This is a genomic window from Vibrio sp. A1-b2 (genome assembly GCF_021726015.1).
GTDB classification, from domain to species: Bacteria; Pseudomonadota; Gammaproteobacteria; order Enterobacterales; family Vibrionaceae; genus Vibrio; species Vibrio diazotrophicus.
The window spans coordinates 501,638-522,036 of the sequence record NZ_JAKKCI010000003.1; the positions used below are offsets into that span (position 1 = coordinate 501,638).

Annotated in this window: 16 protein-coding genes; 12 read left to right on the top strand and 4 right to left on the bottom strand. The window is 44.1% G+C overall.

The window, feature by feature from the left end; genetic code table 11:
* Positions 1–124 precede the first annotated feature (124 nt).
* From L3V23_RS09785 to L3V23_RS09805, 5 genes are all read left to right on the top strand, one after another.
* Positions 125–2,101, top strand: a complete 1,977-nt coding sequence (locus L3V23_RS09785) for a replication initiator protein RctB domain-containing protein (RefSeq protein ID WP_042479542.1) — start codon at positions 125–127, stop codon at positions 2,099–2,101.
* 623 nt (positions 2,102–2,724) lie between these two features.
* Positions 2,725–2,922: a hypothetical protein gene (locus L3V23_RS09790; RefSeq protein WP_042479543.1), complete on the top strand. Its 198-nt coding sequence runs from the start codon at positions 2,725–2,727 to the stop codon at positions 2,920–2,922.
* A 204-nt stretch (positions 2,923–3,126) separates the two neighbouring features.
* Positions 3,127–3,336: a DUF3283 family protein gene (locus tag L3V23_RS09795; RefSeq protein ID WP_042479545.1), complete on the top strand. Its 210-nt coding sequence runs from the start codon at positions 3,127–3,129 to the stop codon at positions 3,334–3,336.
* Between the two features lie 72 nt (positions 3,337–3,408).
* Entirely contained in the window at positions 3,409–4,128 is a 720-nt protein-coding gene (locus tag L3V23_RS09800) for a YebC/PmpR family DNA-binding transcriptional regulator (protein WP_042479547.1), read from the top strand.
* Positions 4,129–4,295: 167 nt separating this feature from the next.
* A complete protein-coding gene (locus L3V23_RS09805; protein ID WP_102965068.1) occupies positions 4,296–5,171 on the top strand; it encodes an NAD(P)-dependent oxidoreductase in 876 nt (291 codons plus the stop codon).
* Between the two features lie 120 nt (positions 5,172–5,291).
* Here the strand turns inward: L3V23_RS09805 and L3V23_RS09810 are convergent, their stop codons facing one another.
* Positions 5,292–7,178 carry a methyl-accepting chemotaxis protein gene (locus L3V23_RS09810; RefSeq protein ID WP_042479552.1) on the bottom strand — a complete coding sequence of 629 codons (1,887 nt, stop codon included), beginning with the start codon at positions 7,176–7,178 and terminating at the stop codon, positions 5,292–5,294.
* Between the two features lie 148 nt (positions 7,179–7,326).
* On the bottom strand, positions 7,327–8,988 hold the full coding sequence (locus tag L3V23_RS09815) for a methyl-accepting chemotaxis protein (protein WP_237292271.1): 1,662 nt from the start codon (positions 8,986–8,988) through the stop codon (positions 7,327–7,329).
* Between the two features lie 655 nt (positions 8,989–9,643).
* On the opposite strand from L3V23_RS09815, the gene cyoA reads away from it, so the two are divergent.
* Genes cyoA through cyoE form a run of 5 tightly spaced genes read left to right on the top strand, consistent with a single transcriptional unit; the run spans position 9,644 to position 14,371 of the window.
* Entirely contained in the window at positions 9,644–10,558 is a 915-nt protein-coding gene (gene cyoA, locus L3V23_RS09820; protein WP_102953287.1) for a ubiquinol oxidase subunit II, read from the top strand.
* A 6-nt stretch (positions 10,559–10,564) separates the two neighbouring features.
* Positions 10,565–12,601 (top strand): cytochrome o ubiquinol oxidase subunit I, encoded by a 2,037-nt coding sequence (gene cyoB, locus L3V23_RS09825; protein ID WP_237292272.1) that lies wholly within the window; start codon positions 10,565–10,567, stop codon positions 12,599–12,601.
* Positions 12,591–13,184 carry a cytochrome o ubiquinol oxidase subunit III gene (gene cyoC, locus L3V23_RS09830; RefSeq protein ID WP_042479560.1) on the top strand — a complete coding sequence of 198 codons (594 nt, stop codon included), beginning with the start codon at positions 12,591–12,593 and terminating at the stop codon, positions 13,182–13,184. The genes cyoB and cyoC overlap by 11 nt, the downstream gene beginning before the upstream one ends.
* Positions 13,184–13,498 (top strand): cytochrome o ubiquinol oxidase subunit IV, encoded by a 315-nt coding sequence (cyoD, locus tag L3V23_RS09835; protein ID WP_237292273.1) that lies wholly within the window; start codon positions 13,184–13,186, stop codon positions 13,496–13,498. Before cyoC ends, cyoD begins: the two co-directional genes overlap by 1 nt.
* A 6-nt stretch (positions 13,499–13,504) precedes the next feature.
* Positions 13,505–14,371, top strand: coding sequence for a heme o synthase (gene cyoE, locus L3V23_RS09840; RefSeq protein WP_237292274.1), 867 nt, complete (start codon positions 13,505–13,507; stop codon positions 14,369–14,371).
* Positions 14,372–14,495: 124 nt separating this feature from the next.
* Here cyoE and L3V23_RS09845 read toward each other — a convergent pair whose 3' ends face one another.
* Entirely contained in the window at positions 14,496–15,446 is a 951-nt protein-coding gene (locus L3V23_RS09845; RefSeq protein ID WP_237292275.1) for a LysR family transcriptional regulator, read from the bottom strand.
* Positions 15,447–15,580: 134 nt separating this feature from the next.
* Between L3V23_RS09845 and L3V23_RS09850 the strand changes: the two genes are divergently transcribed.
* Together L3V23_RS09850 and L3V23_RS09855 are read left to right on the top strand one after the other, a co-directional pair.
* Positions 15,581–16,528 carry a sodium-dependent bicarbonate transport family permease gene (locus tag L3V23_RS09850; RefSeq protein WP_042479575.1) on the top strand — a complete coding sequence of 316 codons (948 nt, stop codon included), beginning with the start codon at positions 15,581–15,583 and terminating at the stop codon, positions 16,526–16,528.
* A gap of 233 nt (positions 16,529–16,761) precedes the next feature.
* Complete coding sequence (locus tag L3V23_RS09855) at positions 16,762–17,118, top strand: YibL family ribosome-associated protein (RefSeq protein WP_042479576.1); 357 nt, start codon at positions 16,762–16,764, stop codon at positions 17,116–17,118.
* A gap of 57 nt (positions 17,119–17,175) precedes the next feature.
* On the opposite strand, the gene malT is transcribed toward L3V23_RS09855, so the two are convergent.
* On the bottom strand, positions 17,176–19,884 hold the full coding sequence (gene malT, locus L3V23_RS09860; protein ID WP_042479577.1) for an HTH-type transcriptional regulator MalT: 2,709 nt from the start codon (positions 19,882–19,884) through the stop codon (positions 17,176–17,178).
* Between the last annotated feature and the right edge of the window lie 515 nt (positions 19,885–20,399).

Here is a 20,399-nt window from a genome sequence, read left to right on the forward strand (position 1 = left end):
TAATCATTATAATCAAAAAGATCAGTTATTTAAGAGCAACAACTTTTTCTTTATTTATGATCTTTTTTTCTTTATTCTTTTGGAACTATAGCGATATTACGGTTAGTGTGGGATAGATCTAATAATGGCATCAGAAGAAAAAATACTGATCAAAGCACCAAGAAGCCACAAAGATGGACATCTTTTTGCCGTTTCTGAATCTGCGATCGATTGGATAGAGCAGTATCAACATTTTAAAGGTGTGACGAAAAGTATTATCGAACTGCTTAATCTTATCTCACTTCGTGGCTTTAGCAGTAAAGATGGATTGGTTTCAACAACAGAATTGATAGATGCAACAGACGGTCAGCTGACACGAGCAGCTATCCAGCAAAGATTGCGTGCAGCAGTCAGTATTGGTCTGTTTCAACAAATCCCAGTGCGATTTGAAGAAGGCCTAGCTGGTAAAACCATGCTTCACCGTTTTATCAATCCAAACCAGCTTATTTCTGTATTAGGCTCCACAAGTTTAGTGACTGAATCTGTTAAGCAATCAGAAAAACAAAAACGCTCTAAAGCGCTTGCTCAAACACAAGTCAATAAACGACTGCTTAATGAACACGGACTCAATACGCCACCAGCGATGAAAGATGAAACCGAGCAGTTCGTTGTTTCGCCAACAAACTGGGCAGGGATTATTGATCAAGCGTTGGCGCCACCAAGAACAAGAAAAAGCTACCAAAAATCAATGGTTTCTATTTCTGGTACCCGAGCGGTAATCGAAACGCGTTCATCAAAGAACATCATGACAGTTGATGATCTTATGACGTTGTTCGCTCTGTTTACGCTTACAGTGCAATACCATGATCATCACCATGAAGATTATCAGCTCAATGCCAGTCACGTGCCGAACAAGACACCGCTCTACATCACAGACATTCTTTCACTGAGAGGGAAGAAAGACAGTGGCCCTGCGCGTGATTCCATTCGTGACAGTATTGATCGTATCGAATTTACGGATTTCCAGCTGCATGAGTTAACAGGACGCTGGTTGAGCGAGAACATGCCTGAAGGCTTTAAGAGTGATCGATTCCGTTTCCTAGCAAGAACGATCACCGCTTCAGAGGAAGCCCCAACGGAAGGAAGTGATGGTGAAATCAGGATCAAACCGAATCTGTACATTCTGGTTTGGGAGCCTTCATTTTTCGAAGAGTTGATGACTCGTGATTACTTCTTCCTGTTTCCACCTGAAATCCTGAAGCAACACACGCTGGTCTTCCAGTTGTACTCGTACTTCAGAAGCCGCATGTCACGCCGACATACAGACGTGATGATGTTAAGCGAACTTAACCAGAAGCTTGCGCGTAATATCGAGTGGCGTAGATTCTCAATGGATCTGATCAGAGAGCTGAAACGTCTCTCTGATGGCAAAGGTAATGACGATCTGTTTGTTGTTAACCTGTGGGGTTACCATCTGACGATCACGACCTCGATCGATAAAGGGAAGGTTGTTGATTACCAAGTAGATATCAAATGCGATGTTGAAGAAGTTTTACGATACTCACGAGCGAAAATGACGAATGCCGGTAAACGTAATATGGCTCCAACCTTACCTAACCCGCTTCGCCATGAAATGGTATCGAAACAGAAGTTGGCTGAGCTCTCTGAGATCATTGATGGTGAATTTGAACCAATCCAACGTAAATCACCCTCTCCAAGAGGCAAATTAGGGCGTCGGGTAAAACAGCGTAAGCACTTAGTTGAAATTAATGCTGATGAGATCACCATTACGTTATCTAAGTACACCTCGTCAGAAGCTCTAGAACGCAGTATAAGCGCGTTAGCGGCAATGACCGGGCATGCCCCTTCATCAATCAGAGAAGAGTGCTTAGAGTTGATTGACAAGCTTGATTGGCTACGAGTGGATGATCAAGTCATACCTTATGAGACTTTGAGTAAGATGATCGAGCTGTATAACACTCAGAATGAGAACAAGCACCTTTCGATCGAACGTCTGATCTCTGGCCTAGCGGTAAGAAGAAAAGTGTGTAAGCAGGTTTTTGACGGACATCTGGATGAATCTGTGTTCAGAGCGCTTGATGAAGTGGCTATTGGGATTTAACTCAACAAATGAACAGACTTTGAACATAACGCTGACATATGTCTGACATTATGTCCGCGCTTGTTGGCTAAAGTTACAACCGAATAGACAACCTTTTGCCCTATCTGATGAATTTAAAGATTGGCTCATATTGTTACATTCATTCTGAATACTTTTTATCGAGTTCTCCCCAAGGACTCGATTTTTTTTGCCTCAAATTTGGGGTGTTCGAATAATCCTCCATGATCATGCTTTCGTATTTCTCCTCATTCCCTTGATCATTTTTCCGAGCTGTTGAACTCAAGTAAAAATATGGACAGCTATTCCGAGTTGGAAACTGCTTGAAACGCTAGAGTAAATGATAAGCAATAATTGAACATTTTTTGATAGGGGATAAAAGGCGCATGTCGAGAAATGACGGGGCTTTGGAGAGAGAAAACTTGCGCTGGATCAGGTTGGATTTTTCGCAGTGAATTCTCTAAATGTACTGCCAGTTTTCAGCTTGTACAAAATATAATTGAGATATTTATAAATTAGATTTCTGAACTATCGTCTGAATCACATTCTTGCTCAAATGTACTTAACACCGATTTGGTCCTTTGCTACAGATTACATGTCCTTGCATGGTTTGTTCGGAGGTTACAATGTCCATTAATTCTATTAACCATGATGAAATCACTGGCATCACAGAAAAGTGGGACTTCAAAGAAGAAGTTGATACTCAGATTCCAGTAAGCAAACAAAAATCAGCGGAAGCTCGCCGTCGCATTGAAGCATTAAGAGAGATCCGTGAAAGTGGCTTGTCTATTGAAGAAGCAAAGGAACTCGGACTCCTTCATTAAGATACTCACTTGCTAGGTTTACAAGGGTGGCTGTTGCCACCCTTTCTATTTTGTGGTTATTCAGCCTAATATCAAATTTTCACCTAACTCGCTTTTTTGTACGCTTAGTAACGAAAGTCATAGAATCCGACATTTTTGACTCTTAATTTTTGCCATTCCTATGCTATATTTCGCCCCATGTTTTTATCGACTGTGGGTTTACTAATGTCTTTCAACCTTGCTCTGCTTGATGCGAATGAGAAAAACAAAATAGAACTGGATAAACAGGCTTCTTTTTTGATTTGGAAAATGAAGCAGGCAAAAGGCGGACCGGAAGAGATTACTAAGCATCTAACCACTCTGACTTCTGAACAAGATAAAGAATGGTTTCAACAGTCGGTGGACAAATACAAAAGGGTTATGGGCGTCATGTAATGCCCACCTAAGCAGGAACTTCGCTTTCTGCATGAATCCGTCGCATTAAATTGAACTAGAGAGAACATCCCGATGGGAAGAAGTTTCGAAGTGCGCAAAGCCTCTATGGCGAAAACTCAAGGCGCAAAAATTAAGGTTTACTCAAAATACGGTAAAGAGATTTACGTTTGTGCAAAGAATGGTGGTATCGACCCAGACATGAACTTGTCTCTACGCCATCTGATCAGCAAAGCGAAAAGAGACCAAGTACCAGCACACGTTATTGAAAAAGCGTTAGATAAAGCAAGTGGTGGTGGCGGTGAAGATTACCAACCAGCTCGTTACGAAGGTTTTGGCCCTGGCGGTGTAAGCGTGATTGTTGACTGTCTAACAGACAACGGCAACCGTACCTTCCAAGACGTACGCCAATGCTTCGTTAAGACTGGCGCTAAAATCGGTACTCCTGGTGTTGTTGCACACATGTTCGATCACCAAGCAGTATTCCAGTTCAAAGGCGATGATGAAGAAGCGGTACTAGAAGCATTGATGATGGAAGATGCTGACGTAACGGATATCGAGCTTGAAGACGGCGTAATCACGGTATTTGCTCCAAACACAGAGTTCTTCAAAGTGAAAACGGCATTGAATGCAGCATTCCCTGACTTAACACTTGATGTTGAAGAGATCACTTTCGTTCCTCAGAACCAAAGCCCAATCTCTGGTGAAGACGCAGATAAGTTCCAGAAGTTCCTAGATCTACTAGACGACTGTGACGATGTTCAGCAGGTTTACCACAACGCTGAAATCCAATAATGAAAAACCGAGCTTAGGCTCGGTTTTTTGCTCTTGAACTTTAATCGTGTACGTTAGTCAGTTTACAAGAATCAACTTAGTCCGTGCATAAGAATAAGGCGAATCCCTATAGATGGAATGGCTACACTCCACTGGCTAAGAAAAGCTCAATTCTCAAGGATATTTAAATGAAAGTCAGTTTTATTGGTTTAGGTGTTATGGGTTATCCCATGGCTGGTCACTTGGTCAAAGCAGGATTTGACGTTACCGTTTTTAACCGTACAGAAGCAAAAGCGAAAGCTTGGGCGGAGCAACATGGCGGTGCTTATCGCTCAACAGTCGCTGAGTGCGTGAAAGATGCTGATGTCGTTTTGCTTTGTGTTGGTAATGATGACGACGTTCGTAGTATGACCACCAGCGAAACCGGCGCATTAGCATTTATGAAATCTGGAGCTGTTCTGGTTGACCATACGACAACATCTGCACTCCTTGCTGAAGAGCTCTCAGAAGCCGCTCAGGCTGTTGGAGTACGCTTTATGGATGCACCAGTGTCAGGTGGCCAAGCAGGCGCGGAGAATGGCGTTCTGACGATTATGTGCGGTGGTGAGCCAGAGGTTTTCGAATATCTTCAGCCTATATTTGACGCGTATGGCCGCTCTTCTGTTCTAATGGGCAAAGTAGGGCAGGGACAACGCGCTAAAATGGTTAACCAGATCTGCATTGCTGGCGCTCTGACAGGTATTTCTGAAGGTTTGATTCTGGCTGAAAAAGCTGGCCTTGATATTGAAACTCTCGTTGCGTGTTTGAAAAACGGTGCGGCAGGATCTTGGCAGATGGAAAACCGTGCTGTAACCATGTCGCAGAATAAGTTCGACTTCGGTTTCGCTATTGATTGGATGATCAAAGATCTTGGTTTCTGTCTTGATGAAGCGAAACGTCAGGGCGTAACTTTACCTATGACGCAAAAAACGATTGAGTCCTATCAGTCTCTATCTGAACAAGGTGAAGGTCGCATGGATACCTCTATTTTGATCAAAGCGATTAAGAAAGAAGCTGAGCTTTAATTTCTTACTTCATAGAGTGTTGATAGACACCGTTTTGTAGAAGACAGACAGTGTTAAAGAACAAATGAAAAGCCGCGCCTCAGAAATGGGCGCGGCTTTTGTTTATCACACTAACGCTTATTAACTGAGTTTAAAAGTCGCCACTTTTGCTCTAAGTTCATCGGCTTGGTGTCTCAGTTCATTGGATTGGCTTAAGCTCTCTTCTGACCCGACAACAAGCTGATCTGTCACATCTTTGATTGACGTGACATTTTGCGTGATTTCACTGGTCACATGGGTCTGCTCTTCCGCTGCTGTTGCGATTTGAGTAGCCATATCACTAATGAGCGCTACGGCTGTTTTGATATCTTCCAGTGCCACCGTTGCCTTATCTGCATCTTCTACTGAATCTCTAGCGAGCTCAGAGCTGCTTTCCATTAAGTTTACCGCTTGTTTGGTGGTATCTTGCAAAGTCTCGATAGTTGCTTTGATTTCTTCCGTTGATGTGTGAGTTCGTTGTGATAAAACACGAACTTCGTCAGCTACCACAGCAAATCCGCGACCTTGTTCACCAGCGCGAGCCGCTTCAATTGCAGCGTTCAGAGCTAATAAGTTGGTTTGTTCAGCAATACCTTGAATCGTTGCGAGGACAGTTGATATCTCAAGAGCATGCTTATTGAGCGCTGAAATTACCGTGCTTGCTTCACTCACCGAATTTGCCAGACTATTAATTGAACCTTTCGTTTGAATCACTAAATCATGACCATTATTTGTGCTAATGGCTGAATCTTGTGCCGCTTGAGCGGTTTGCTCGGCATGGGAAGCTATTTCCTGTGTCGCCGACGCCATCTCTGTGACTGCTGTTGCCACCATTACCACTTCTTGATGCTGATGATTAAGTTCAGACGCAGATTGATTGGCTCGATGTGCGCCATGCTCTGACTGTTCGGACAGGTGCTGCGCCTGTAGGCGAATATGTTCGATTAACTGTCTTAAGCTTTCGACGAATGTATTGAAGTTATTTGCTAGCGTTCCGACCTCATCGTTATTTTCAACTTCGATACGCTGAGTTAAATCACCGCTACCATTGGCGATTTGTGCCAGCGCGTTTGACACGTTATTTAATGGACGGAAGAGAACGTTACACAATAGGTTGAACAAGACTGTACAGAGAATTACCACAATAGCTGTTACAAGCAACTGACCCAAAATAGCGTCATATAACGGTGCCACCAGCGATTCATAATTAATCACAGTTACCGTTGTCAAACGTGTGTTGTCTATGTTTCTCGCGTAAAGCACGTACGCTTCGCCTGCCACTGAAATGGTGAGATCAGTTTGGCTGGAAACGGCTTTTTTGATGTCAGCGTAGTCAATACCTAATTCAGAGACGTTTTTGTTTAGCAATTTGGTATTGGTATGAGTGAATATGTTGCCTTGTTCGTTGGCTATAAACATATAGCCTTCGCCAGGTAAAATGACCTGCGTAATGTTGTTGACGATATCCGTGATTTCTACGTCCGCTCCCAATACAACTTGCTGGCCATGTAAGTTCAGTGCTTTACCCAGAGAAACAACATTTGCCCCTGTTGCTGCAGCAGTTGTCGGGTTATCCATAAACACTTTTGCTGGATTCGCTTTTGCGTTGATATACCAGCCCCATTTTCGAGGGTCGTCATTACCTGGAGGCAATTTTACATCGTTGGCATTTCGCTGAGAGCCATCTGGATATGCCAAGAATACATTGTCAAAACCTGCAGAATCACGAACTTGTTTTAGGTGAGTAACAATGTCTTCTTGTTTTGATTCGCTTGATAGCGCTGTCAAGGCTCGCTCTTTTGAGATAAGCCAGTCGTTAACATACTGGTTGTAAGAAGTGGTTGTGCTTTGTAGGCGCTGTTCAACTTCGATGTCGAGTCGTTTAAGAGCGGCATTGTATGATAACGCTTCTACTAATACACCACCGAGGATGATGGCGATACTGGCAGAGATTGCCAGTTTGTTTTTTAAAGACAGATTTTTAAACATAGACAGGCCTTTATGATGTTTGTGCATTCATTAGAAAATTGTGTGTTTGTCGGAGTACAGGCGAGAAATGAACGTCGAGTATTAAAACAGTCGCTCATTTCCCTTTCTTTTTATGTTATTCAAAGTCGTTGTTTACAGTGTAAATTACTCACACCTTAAATCTTGCAACTAGATCGTACAGTTCATGCGCTCGTTCATTTAGGCTTTGGCTACCGCGTCGGTTTTCATTTGCCAAAGTCGCTGACTCACTACTTTGATCGGAAATGACAACAATACGTTGTGAGATTTCTTGACCAACGATGCTTTGCTCTTCTGTTGCGGTTGCGATCAAGGAATTCATATCCATAATCATGCCGATGGATTGCTGAATTTTCTCCAGAGCTTTTGCCGCAGCATTGGCTTCATTCACAGCCGCTTCACTTCTGCTTTGACTTGAATCCATGGCATGCACTGCCGCATCTGAAGCGGTTTTTAGCTGATTGATAACCGCATGGATTTCACCCGTACTTTGTTGAGTCCTGCTGGCTAGCTTACGCACTTCATCAGCAACAACGGCAAAGCCTCGACCTTGATCACCTGCTCTTGCCGCTTCTATTGCAGCATTGAGCGCCAGCAAATTAGTTTGTTCCGCAATGTCCTGAATAACTTCCAGAGACATTGAAATATTTTTCACATCCCCTTCTAGTTTAGAAATAACATTGCTCGCTTGCGAGACTTCCTCCGCTAATGCCTGTACCGATTGCGCTGCCGAATCTACGATCTCGTGCGCCGATATTGCATTGTCATCAGCATCTTTAGCTGACTGTGCGGCTTGGATGGCATTGTTTGAGATTTCATTGGCGGTCGTGGTCATTTCTGTCATTGCGGTGGCAACCTGTTCGGTTTCACCGCGTTGATTTGTGGCTAAGTCATCGACCTGAGCTGCGCGCTGTGACATCAGGTTCGTTTCATCGACCACTTGTCTTCCTACTTGATTTACTCGTTTAATGATTTCTTGCAGGCTACTAACGAAAGCGTTGAAATTGGTACTGAGAGAGGCGAATTCTGGTACGGTAAACTTCTCCATTCGTGCGGTGAGATCGGCATCACCACTGGCAAATGAGCGAATCGAAGCATCAAATAATTCGATCGGGCGCATTATGGTGCGATTGAAGAACAGAGTAAATACACCGACAACAAGTATGATAACCGCCGTTACAGTCGCTAAGCTCCATAAGCTTTGCATTAGATCATCATTTGCGCGCTTATCCATAATCGCAATTTCAGCATCGATATCATCAGTGTAAAAGCCTGTCCCAATCATTAGATCCCATTGAGGGATGTAAACGGAGTAGCTCAACTTAGGTAAAGGCGTGGATTCTCCCGGTTTTGGGAAGTAGTAAGTGGTGAAATTACCTGTTTTAGAGTTGCGAATGAGATCTTGAACCAGATAGTTGCCTTGAGCATCCTGTAGTGTCCAGAAGTTCTCACCGATGCCAGCGTTGCTTTTCCCAAGCAGCAATCGAGTCCCTTTTGAATCATAACCAAACAGATACCCATTTTGACCGAATTGAACTTCTTTAAGGATTTCTAACGCCTGTTCCAAAGAAGCGTTGCTTTTCTTCAAAGGAATTAAAGCTGAGTCGGCGATTTGTAAGTAGGACTTCAGCTCCGTTTGTTTCATCGCCATCATAGAGTTACTTGTCGATTCCATTTGGTGTTTATTCAAACTGGTCGACTGAGTGAAACTCACAAACATCATACTGGCAGCAATCAGTAACAGTGGAACAATAGACAGAATATAAAGTCTAGTTCGAATGGTTAAATTCATGGTCACATCCTTTTTAGTCAAAGACCATAACAACTGGCTTTTTAGTTGTTAATGTTGTTATCAATAAGATTAGTTCAGAAGTTGTAGAAACTCTGTACTGGAAGATGAAAGCTTGAGGGAATTCACCGGCATTCTTGCTTAAGGTCTTGAAGTTCTTGCAACTACGACGCTGAGTTACATTTCTAGCGCTACTCGTGTAACGGTCCGAGTGCAAAAACCGGCAGTGTCAATACATGGATAAAAATTAAAAAAAATAGCGGGTAATTTATCTGTTCAATAGGTCGATTTATTGATTTAGATCAATAAATGCTTTATCTCAGTATTACAACAAGTTAAGGGCATTAACCTTTGTTTGTAAGTGGTTAATTTTGAAGGCGAATTTCATTTTTGGAAGGTTAGATTTCATTTTGCTGCACTTTGAATGCCGTTTCTATGTAAGCATAATGCGCCGGATGTAACCAAATGTTTCCTTTTGTAACTTTTACGTTGATGAGTTTTTGATAGGTGTGAATGTCTTTTCAAAGATTTGTCTGGGTTAAAGATACAGCAGTGCTTTTGTTACACGCTCAACACAATAAAACTCTTATAAATTCATACGGATTCTTAAAGTGCCAACTTTTGCTAAGGAATTCCGTAAACATAATCGAGAAAGTCAATGGAAGCCTCAAGATATAAAAGCATCTTGTCGCGAGTGGGATTGTTTTGTGCAATTTTGCTCCTGTCTGGATGTCAGTCTGCTTTGCTGGATCCCAAGGGCCTAGTAGGGGTGCGCGAGAAAGAGTTGATCATTACCTCTCTTTTCTTGATGTTGATTGTTGTTATCCCTGTGATTTTAATGACAATTTACTTCGCCTATAAGTACCGTGCTAGCAATACCGAAGTTGAATATGCTCCTGAGTGGTCTCACTCAACTAAGATCGAGTTGGTTGTTTGGACGATTCCAATCATCATCATTGCGATTTTGGCTGTGATTACTTGGCGTTCAACACACGAGCTAGAACCGTCTGTGCCGCTGAAAAGTGATATCAAACCCGTCACGATTGAAGTGGTTTCACTGGATTGGAAATGGTTGTTCATCTACCCAGAACAAAAAATCGCTACGGTTAACTACGTTGCCTTCCCTAAAGATGTTCCTGTGACGTTCAAAATTACGTCTGACAACATCATGAACTCTTTCTTCATTCCTCGTTTAGGCAGTCAAATTTACGCTATGCCCGGCATGGTGACACGTCTACATCTGATTGCGAACCATGAGGGAGAGTACAAAGGTATATCGTCAAGTTATAGCGGTGAAGGCTTTTCACACATGAAATTTGTCGCCAATGCGCTACCTGACGAGCAAAGCTTTGAAGAGTGGGTTAGTGAAGTGAAAAAGCAGCCATCCATGCTACACGCTTTCAGTGATTACCAAGCGCTTGCAGAGCCAAGTGAAAACGTTCCTGTGACTTACTACTCTCACATTCCACAAGACCTATTCGAGTCGGTTGTTATGCAACACATGGGTTCACTCAATATGAGTGAAGGAGAGACACAACACAGTCACATGGACATGGCAGAACATAAAGGGTAACAGACGATGTTTGGAAGACTTACTTTAGACTCCATTCCATACCATGAGCCAATTATCATGATCACGCTTGCTGTGATTGCGATCGTTGGCCTTGCTGTTGTTACGGCTATTACTCGCATGGGTAAATGGCAGTATCTTTGGAATGAGTGGTTTACATCGGTAGACCATAAAAAGCTTGGCTTTATGTATATTGCTGCAGCGATGATCATGTTACTTCGTGGTTTTGCAGATGCAGTGATGATGCGTAGCCAACAGCTACTTTCATCAGCGGGTGAAGCAGGTTATCTGCCTCAGCACCACTATGATCAAATCTTTACCGCGCATGGCGTGATCATGATTTTCTTTGTGGCAATGCCGCTCGTCATTGGTTTGATGAACATTATTGTCCCACTGCAAATCGGTGCTCGCGATGTTGCGTATCCGTTTTTGAACAACCTCAGTTTTTGGTTGTTTGTTGTGGGTATTATCCTGACCAATATGTCTCTGGCTGTGGGTGAGTTTGGCCGTACTGGTTGGCTTGCGTATCCACCGCTTTCTGGCATTGATGCCAGTCCGGGAGTAGGAGTCGATTACTGGATTTGGGCGCTGCAAATATCCGGAGTAGGTACGACGTTATCTGGCGTGAACTTCTTCGCGACCATTCTACGTATGCGTACACCAAGCATGCCATTGATGAAGATGCCTGTGTTCACTTGGGCTTCGCTGTGTTCAAACATCTTGATCATTATTTCTTTCCCAATTTTAACGGTGACCATCGCGCTTCTAACGCTTGACCGTTACTTGGGGATGCACTTCTTCACCAATGACATGGGTGGCAACATGATGATGTATGTCAACCTGATTTGGGCATGGGGGCACCCAGAGGTTTACATCCTTGTATTACCTGTATTCGGAGTGTTCTCTGAAGTGACGGCAACCTTCTCTCGTAAGAAACTGTTTGGCTACACGTCACTGGTTTGGGCAACGATCGTTATTACCATCCTTGCTTTCGTTGTATGGCTACATCACTTCTTCACTATGGGTGGTGGTGCGAACGTTAACGCTTTCTTTGGTATCGCAACCATGATCATCTCAATTCCAACAGGGGTTAAGATTTTCAACTGGTTGTTCACCATGTACAAAGGCCGTATTACGTTTACCACTCCTATGATGTGGACGGTTGGTTTCCTAATCTCATTCACGATTGGTGGCATGACAGGCGTACTGATGGCGGTTCCGGGTGCAGACTTCGTATTGCACAACTCAGTATTCCTAATTGCGCACTTCCATAACGTCATCATCGGCGGTGTGGTATTTGGTTGTTTCGCGGCAATTACTTACTGGTTCCCGAAAGCGACAGGTTTCATGCTCGATGAAACTTGGGGCAAACGCGCTTACTGGTGTTGGATTACAGGTTTCATCCTAGCATTCCTGCCACTTTACGCGCTGGGCTTCATGGGTATGACTCGTCGTATCAGCCAAAATCTCGATCCTGAATTCTTCCCGCTACTTGCAGTGGCAGCATTCGGTACTGCAATTATCGCGCTAGGCGTAATGTGTCAGTTCATTCAGATCTACGTCAGTATTCGTGACCGTCACCTGAACCCTGATGTTACTGGTGACCCTTGGGATGGCCGTACGTTGGAGTGGGCGACTTCTTCTCCACCTCCATTCTATAACTTTGCTGTGATTCCAAAAGGCAACGAGTTAGATGCTTTCTGGTACCAGAAAGAGCGTGGTGAACACGACATCACTAAAGAAGTGGAATATCAGCCAATCCATATGCCAAAGAATACGGCGACAGGTATGTATATCTCTGCCTTTGCACTGATTTTCGGTTTCGCAATGATTTGGTACATCTGGTGGCTGGCCGCTGTTGGTTTTATCGGTGTTGTCGTAACGGCTATCAAGCATAGCTTCAATGAAGACATCGATTACTACGTACAAGTTGATGAAATCAAAGCGATTGAAGAAGCGCACCGTAAACGTGTTCTAGAAGCGAGAGGTCAAGTATCGGCTCAGAACGAAGACGACAGCGATATGGAGGTGACATATGCACGCTAATACTCATGATGCACATGATCACCACGATACTGGTGGTCTGAAACTGTTTGGTTTCTGGATTTACCTGATGAGCGACTGCGTGTTGTTCGCGAGCTTGTTCGCAACGTACGCAGTACTTGCTAACGCGACCGCTGGTGGCCCAGATGCGAAAGAGCTGTTTGAACTGCCATTCGTATTTGTAGAAACCATGATGCTGCTGTTCAGTAGTATCACTTTCGGTTTCGGCATGATTGCAATGAAGCGCAAAGACATTGCGGCTCTTAAACGTTGGTTAGCGATTACTTTCGTTCTCGGTGCTGGCTTTATTGCGATGGAGCTGTACGAGTTCCACCACTTGATCGCTGAAGGCGCAAGCCCTCAACGCAGCGCGTTCCTATCTGCGTTCTTCACGCTAGTTGGTACACACGGTCTACACGTGAGCTTTGGTTTGATCTGGTTGGCAGTGTGCTACTGGCAGCTATCAACCAAAGGCTTGAACGACATGATGGAAACTCGCTTTAACTGCTTGAGCTTGTTCTGGCACTTCCTCGATATCGTTTGGATCTGTGTATTTACCATCGTTTACCTAGTGGGGGTTATGTAATGAGCAACCAACATTTAGATAGCGCGAAGAGCGACTACGTAAAAGGTTTTATTGCGTCACTGATACTGACCATTATTCCGTTTTACTTTGTCGCGACTCAAAGTCTGCCAAAAGACATCACATACGCAATCCTGTTTGGGTGTGCGTTGATTCAGGTGATTGTTCATTTCATCTACTTCCTACACATGGAAATTAAGACAGATGAAGGCAAGTGGAACTTTGTTTCACTGATGTTCACCGTATTGGTTGTTTTGATACTGATTGTTGGGTCTATCTGGATCATGTGGAACCTTAACGTCAACATGTCGATGTAGGTTGAAATGATCAGAGGTTACCTATCAATCACTAAGCCGGGGATTATCATCGGCAATTTGATCTCTGTTGCTGCGGGGTATTTCCTCGCAGCTAAATCAGAAGCTGCGGATGGATTATTACTGTTGTGCACCTTAGCGGGTGTGGCAATGGTGATCGCATCAGGCTGCGTGGTGAACAATATTTTCGATCGCGATATTGATTTGAAAATGGACAGAACACGTGGACGTTTACTGGCTCAGGGTGACATCAACATTGATCATGCGTTCGTGTTTGCCATTGTACTGCTGCTAGCGGGAACAGCTTTGCTCTATAGCATGGCGAATCCTTTATCAGCTGTGGTGGTGCTATTGGGTTACGTGTTCTACGTATTCTTTTACACCATGTGGTACAAACGCAACTCAGTGTATGGAACTCTGGTCGGCAGCGTATCTGGGGCCGTCCCTCCATTGGTCGGCTACCTTGCGGTGACAAATTACATCAGCTTGGAAGCTGTTTTGCTGTTTGCGTTGTTCTGTTTATGGCAGATGCCGCATTCCTACGCGATTGCCATGTTTCGCATGCAAGATTACAAAAACGCGGGCATCCCTGTGTTGCCTGTCGTGTCTGGTATCGAAAAGGCTCGTAAACACATGATCGCTTATGTGGTTGCGTTCAACCTTGTGGCGTTAGCCCTGTTCCTGCTTGGAAATGGTGGTTATGAATACTTGGTTGTTGCTGCAGGCGTATGTTTCATGTGGACACAAGTGACCTTTAAGAAAGTCACTGAAGAAAACTATGTTGAATGGTCAAAAGCGGTATTCAAAGTGTCGTTACTGGTTGTCATGGGCATCAGTACCGTACTCGGTATAGAGCTTATTCCACTTTCAATTTAAGTTTTTCTATTTAGAAAACCCGTCACAAGCTCAAAGGCACCTTTTAAAGGTGCCTTTTCTTTTTGTAATAAAACAACAATGAAAGCCATTTGGAATGAAGGAGGCGGATGAAGCTTTAGCGCGGTCAAACTAACTTGCTGAGCAGCTCTTTTAATCCGTTTCTCGCCCATTTTTTACCTAAGTAAGTTTCAAGGTGTTGTTCTGCAAAGCGCAAGAAACCAAGTGCTGCCGGTGCAAGATGCCGATCGTTACGGGCAATAAAGTACCAGTGGCTTTCAATAGGAAAATCCTCAACATCTAAAGCGACGATGCTTTGGTCATGTGCAGGAAGCACATGGCTGGACAATACCGCTAATCCCATTCCTGAACTGACGCCTACTCGAATCGCTTCATTACTGGCCATTTGCAAGCTACTGGACAACGTCATCCCATGTGTTTGCAACCAGCTCTCAAACAACATACGTGTTGCCGAACCTTGCTCACGTAGCAAAAATCGTTGTTGCTTCAGATCGGAAAAGGAAATTTTACGTTGTTGCGCCAAGGGGTGGTCTGAGGGAGCAACCAGAGTTAATGGGTTTAACAAAAAGCGTCCAGCACATGCATGTTCAAGTGAAGGGGGGTGACTAAACACGTACAAATCATCCTGCCCCTGCTCAAAGCGTCGTAAAACTTGCTCTCGGTTTCCTATTTCTACTTTGATATCGACGGCGGGAAATCGCTGACTAAATGGCCCGAGAAGGCGAGGCAATATGTATTGCGCGGTACTCACCATGGCAATACTAAAATGACCACTTTGCCCGGCTTGAACGGAATCTAGGTATTGGTTGAAGTCATTGAAATTACTTAAAGTTTGTTGACAGATGCGATACAACTCTTGTCCGGTATCGGTCGCGACAACTTTGTTGTTTTCTAAAGTGTATAAGGGATCATCTATCGCTTCTCGAAGTCGCTTAAGTTGTAGGGAAACAGTGGGTTGAGTGAGATGCAGACGTTTAGCACTCTCACTGATAGAGCCAGTTTGAATGACATCCACGTATACCTGCAATAAACGAAAAGTAAGGTGACGAATGTTCATGGTTTACTTTTAAATATTGATAATTATCTATGGATGGTTATCAATATTTTTATTTCTGTCAATGGTAAATCTCCCCTATTATCCCGCCCAGAATGAAAACTGTAATAAAACAACACCGAACAAAAGGAAGATAAATGCCAGATATCGTTGTAATGTTTTTTGTGTTGGGCTTATTTGCCGGTTTAGTCCGTTCAGATCTGACCATCCCTAAAGCTATGTATGAGATGTTAAGTTTATTGCTGATGCTGACCATCGGCCTCAAGGGGGGGATGGCTCTCCATGGCAATGTGAGCTGGGGACTCGTACCTGAAATGGCTGCGGTATTGATGATCGGTGCTCTGATTCCATTAAGCTTCTTCCCAATTTTACGAAAAATTATTGGCTTAAATTTGGCAGACAGCGCCAGTATCGCAGCGCACTATGGCTCTGTGAGTGCTGGTACTTTTGCCGTAGCTTTGGCGTACACACAAGCGCAACAGCTCGTCGTTGGAGCCGAAGTCACTCTGTATTTGGTCTTAATGGAGCTTCCAGCCATCATCGTTGGTTTGCTGTTATACCGTCGTCACAGCTCTGCATTACCGAATGCGAAGCCGGTTTCTATTGGTGCGCTTTGGCATGAAGCATTAACCAACAAAGGCGTTATATTGCTGGTGGGTGGCGTGATTATCGGTCTAATGTACGGCAGTAAAGAAGGCGCTCCGGTAACTGATTTGTTGATGGGCGGTTTTAAAGCGGTACTGGCTCTATTCCTATTGGAAATGGGTATCACGGCTGCTCATACACTCAGACCTTTACCTGTCCAGCAATGGCGATTGATGGTCTTTGCACTCTGTGCTCCTATGTGTTTAGGTTCAATCGGCGTGGTGATTGGCGGTCTACTTGGTTTAAGCGAAGGGTCGATAGTGATACTTGCCAGCTTAACCGCCAGCGCGTCCTATATTGCTGCTCCTGCTGCGATTAAAGCGGCAATACCTGAAGCAAACATAGGTCTTGCGATGTTGAGCTCTCTGGGTTTGACATTCCCATTCAACGTATTGCTAGGAATCGGCTTGTATCATCAACTCGTGCCGATATTAACTTAGAGGCTTTGGCTTAATTACACGGGTTTCACCTCAGTGCTGATGTTTGATCTTCACTGAGGTGAATTGAGTTTCTGTAATCATAGGCTCGACGTTCACACTTTGGCACTGTCATCCCTTTGCTTTGCCTATAGAAGTGACTAAATACTAACGAATTCATTCTATATAAATTCCACATGTCCTACTGAAGCAGCTATGCTATACTCCGCCTCCAAATTTTATGTAAGGACTAAACCATGAGTCTGAAGAACGACATTCAACAACTGAACAATCGCATCGATACTTGCCATCACAAGTTGGATGCAGCCAAGACTCGCGGCGATAGTGCGATGATCACTAAATTTACCGATGACATCGATAGACTGACTAAGCAGCTAAAAAGCTTGAAGCACAAAGCTGAGTACGATCTCAATAAAGAGCGTAAAGAGTTATCGGATATGGCTTTCTCTCGTGAAATCACCAAAGAAGAGCAAGCGGATTTAGGTAAGCTTAAGAAGAAAGTAAAAGGCTTAGTGGTTGTTCACCCAATGACGAAAATTGGTAAAGCCATGCGCATTGAAGTGATGACAGGTTTCGCGCCAAAACCTTTCTAAGCTTAAGAAAGAATATAAAAAGAGCCAGCATTGCTGGCTCTTTGCGTTTTAGTCGAATCAATATCCCATCAACTGCAGCAGATTCTCAGCGGTGTGAACCGCTTCTTTGCGGTTGGCAATATTGAGTTTCTGATACAGATTGCGAATGTGAGTTTTGATGGTCGTTCCTGCCACATCAAGTTCCTGTGCAATTTGTTCATTGCTGAAACCGGAATAGATCAAACCTAACACTTGCCATTCACGTTGGGTTAGCGGGCTAGTACGTACTAACTCCGGAATGTTCGGGTGATTGATCAGTTTCTCTACAAACTCTTCATCAAAATGCACAGAGCGGCTGCGTTGAGTGGTTGAAATTTCTTTCATTAACTGTTGCGCACGGTGGCGTTCTAAATCGCCCAGTTCACCGCGTTGAATCAGTTTCTCCAACACATGACCCACTTTGGCACCGTCGATCAGGAAGTTGCCAATCATACCGGTTTGGTTAGTGAGTGCTAACGCTTGCTTAAGCTTATCGCGTGCTTCCTCTTCTTTACCAAGAGTCGTTGCCAGAATCGACTCAACAATCAGGTTACGGTTGATATCAGTAATTAACTGATACTTCTTCGCTTCTTCTTGCATGAATTCCAACGTTTGCTGGGCTTCTTCCATCATGTCTAAGTTAATTTGAGCACGGGCAATATTGCGCCATTGCAGTTGCGAAAAGTGGTTACACGCTCTTTCTGGGCGAGTAGAAGTATTCAGCCAATTCTGAATCGAATCCATATCACCACGAGCTTGCCAGTAAAGCAGCAATGAAAGCGACGCGTTCGCCGTCCAGTCAACATGGTAACTAGATTGTTTCATCAGATGCAGAATCTGCTCAATAAAGCGGCTCGCTTTGTCCAGTTCGCCACGGCCAACCGAGATACGCGCCAGCATAGAATAACTGTGCAGATGTTTACTTGGTGAGTGATTGCCGAGAACGTCCAACCCTTTGTAGGCGCACTCTTCGGCTTCATCCAAACGGTTCCAACACCAGAGAATTTGTGCACGCACGCGTAACAAGAATTCATGCAATGGCAACTGGTGAAGTTGATGTTCTTCAATCAGTTTGAACGCATTGTCCTGAACTTCATAAGCGGCTTGAACATAACCTTGAGCAATCAGAATTTCGCTTTGCTGCAATAATGCCCAAAGTGCCTGATGATAAACCTGATACTGGCGAGCCAGTTTCTCGGTCTGCTGCATCATTGGCAGAGCACGGCTGAGTTGACCTAATACGTGGTTGACTTCACCCACAACGGACGTTGCCACAATTCGGCTGCGATAAATGGTGTTATCGAGCTGGCTTAAAGCTAATTCAGCGAGCTCTAAAGCTTTTTCCGGTTCGTTTTGGTTAATCGCAACCTGAGCACGTAATGCGTTGAATTCACCTTGCTCTTTACTCGACAGTTCCACATTAAGCTTTGCCATCTCTTCATCAGCTTTGGAAAGCAGGGCACCGACATCGTTGTATCTGTGCTGACTTTGAGCGAGCCAAGCTTGAAGCATGCAGAGCTTAGGTTCGCTATAAAGCTGATTAGAAGAAAGCAGGTTAATTGAAGACTCCAACATCTCCAATTCGCCTTGGTTGAACATGCTCCAGCCGTGTTTGCTTAAAATGGTGGCGAGTAAATCGGTATCCTGAGCGATTTTGGCATGACGCAAAGCTTGGTGCGGGTTAGACATTTCTAACCATGCCAGTGACGCTTCGCGGTGTAAGTCGTGTTCTTGCTGTGGAATGCGAGCCAGACGCTGGTGGGCAAGGAACTCACCAAACAAATTGTGGAAGCGATACCAGTTGTGTTCGCCTTCCAACGGGTAAATAAACAAGCCAAAACGGTTTAACGATTCAATCATACTTAACGCGTCGTCACGCTTGGTCAGTGCGGTGACCAGTGAATCGTTGAAATGTTCCAACACTGAACACTGCATCAGGAACTGACGGGTTTCGTTGTCGAGAAGGTCAAATACCTCTTCAACCAAGTAATCCCACAAATGTGCATGATTGAAGTGAGAAACAGATTCCGCGCTTTGCTCCAGAGTACGCTTTTGATATTGCGCTTGCAGCGCGATAAGTTGCAACGCTGAAGGCCAGCCTTCTACGTAATCACGTAAGCTGTTTGCTGTAGAGTCGTCTACGCCATCGGTAACTCGTTGATTAAAGAAACGGGTGGTCTCTTCGGTGTCGAATGCCAGCAGTTCATTACCAATCTCGATCATCAAATCACGTACACGCAAGTTTGCTGTGCCCAGTGGTGGCGCTGCGCGACTGGTCACCACTAAGGTCATGTTGTCCGGCATGTGTTTGATGAAAAAGCGCATCGCTTCATGAATTTCGTCATCAGACAGCAGATGATAATCATCCAACACCACATAACATTCTTGGTGGTAGTGAGCCATTTCGGTGAACACTTCACTAAACAGTGAATGAATCGAAGAGAACTGACGCTTTTCCGCCAGTTTTTGCGCATTCGGGCAACTTTGATCCGTTGCTTTATTGATCGCTTGTAGAAAATAGTTCAAGAATCGGAAAGGATCGTTGTCACTATCGTCAATGCTGTACCAACCAACGTGAGGTTTATCTGCAAGCCACTGAGCCGCCATGGTAGTTTTGCCATAGCCTGCAGGGGAGCGAAATAGCACTAACTTATAGCATGTGGCGTTATGCAAAATGTCCAGCACTCTTGGACGAACAATTGCGTTGTGCAGGCGGCCGGGGCGCGTCAGTTTAGAAGGAATCCACATTCTTGATCTCCCTTCGATCAAATAATAAGAGGAGAAAACAGAGATCTCTGTCACTTTTGTGGCAATGATGTTACTTGATGTTTTTCACTACGTTTATTGATCCCTTTCTCGAATCTCGCACTATTCACATTCTTTAGCAGACTACGCCCCTAATTTGTGAACTTGATCAATAAAATTGCCTAGCGATCCGTTTGGTTGGCAGGTGGTTTGTACGAAATTTTATGTAATTTGAGTAAAAACGATAATTTTAGTGTGACGAAGTATACATTATGAGCAAAAGGAGCACCGCTTGAATCTCCGAGCTGTTTAAACCCCGTCTAAGGTTATTGAGGCAGTCGTTGTGATCTCAATCACTCAGAATCTCGCGGATTGGATTATCAATGAGAGATTGATCACTCCGACTTAAGTGCTACACCCTCTACGCCCTCACTCCTCCTCCTAAATTCATGACAACTTGGGAGGATGTTTACATTTTGTTGTACGGGCAGGATATGGCACAGATGAATTAGAACTGA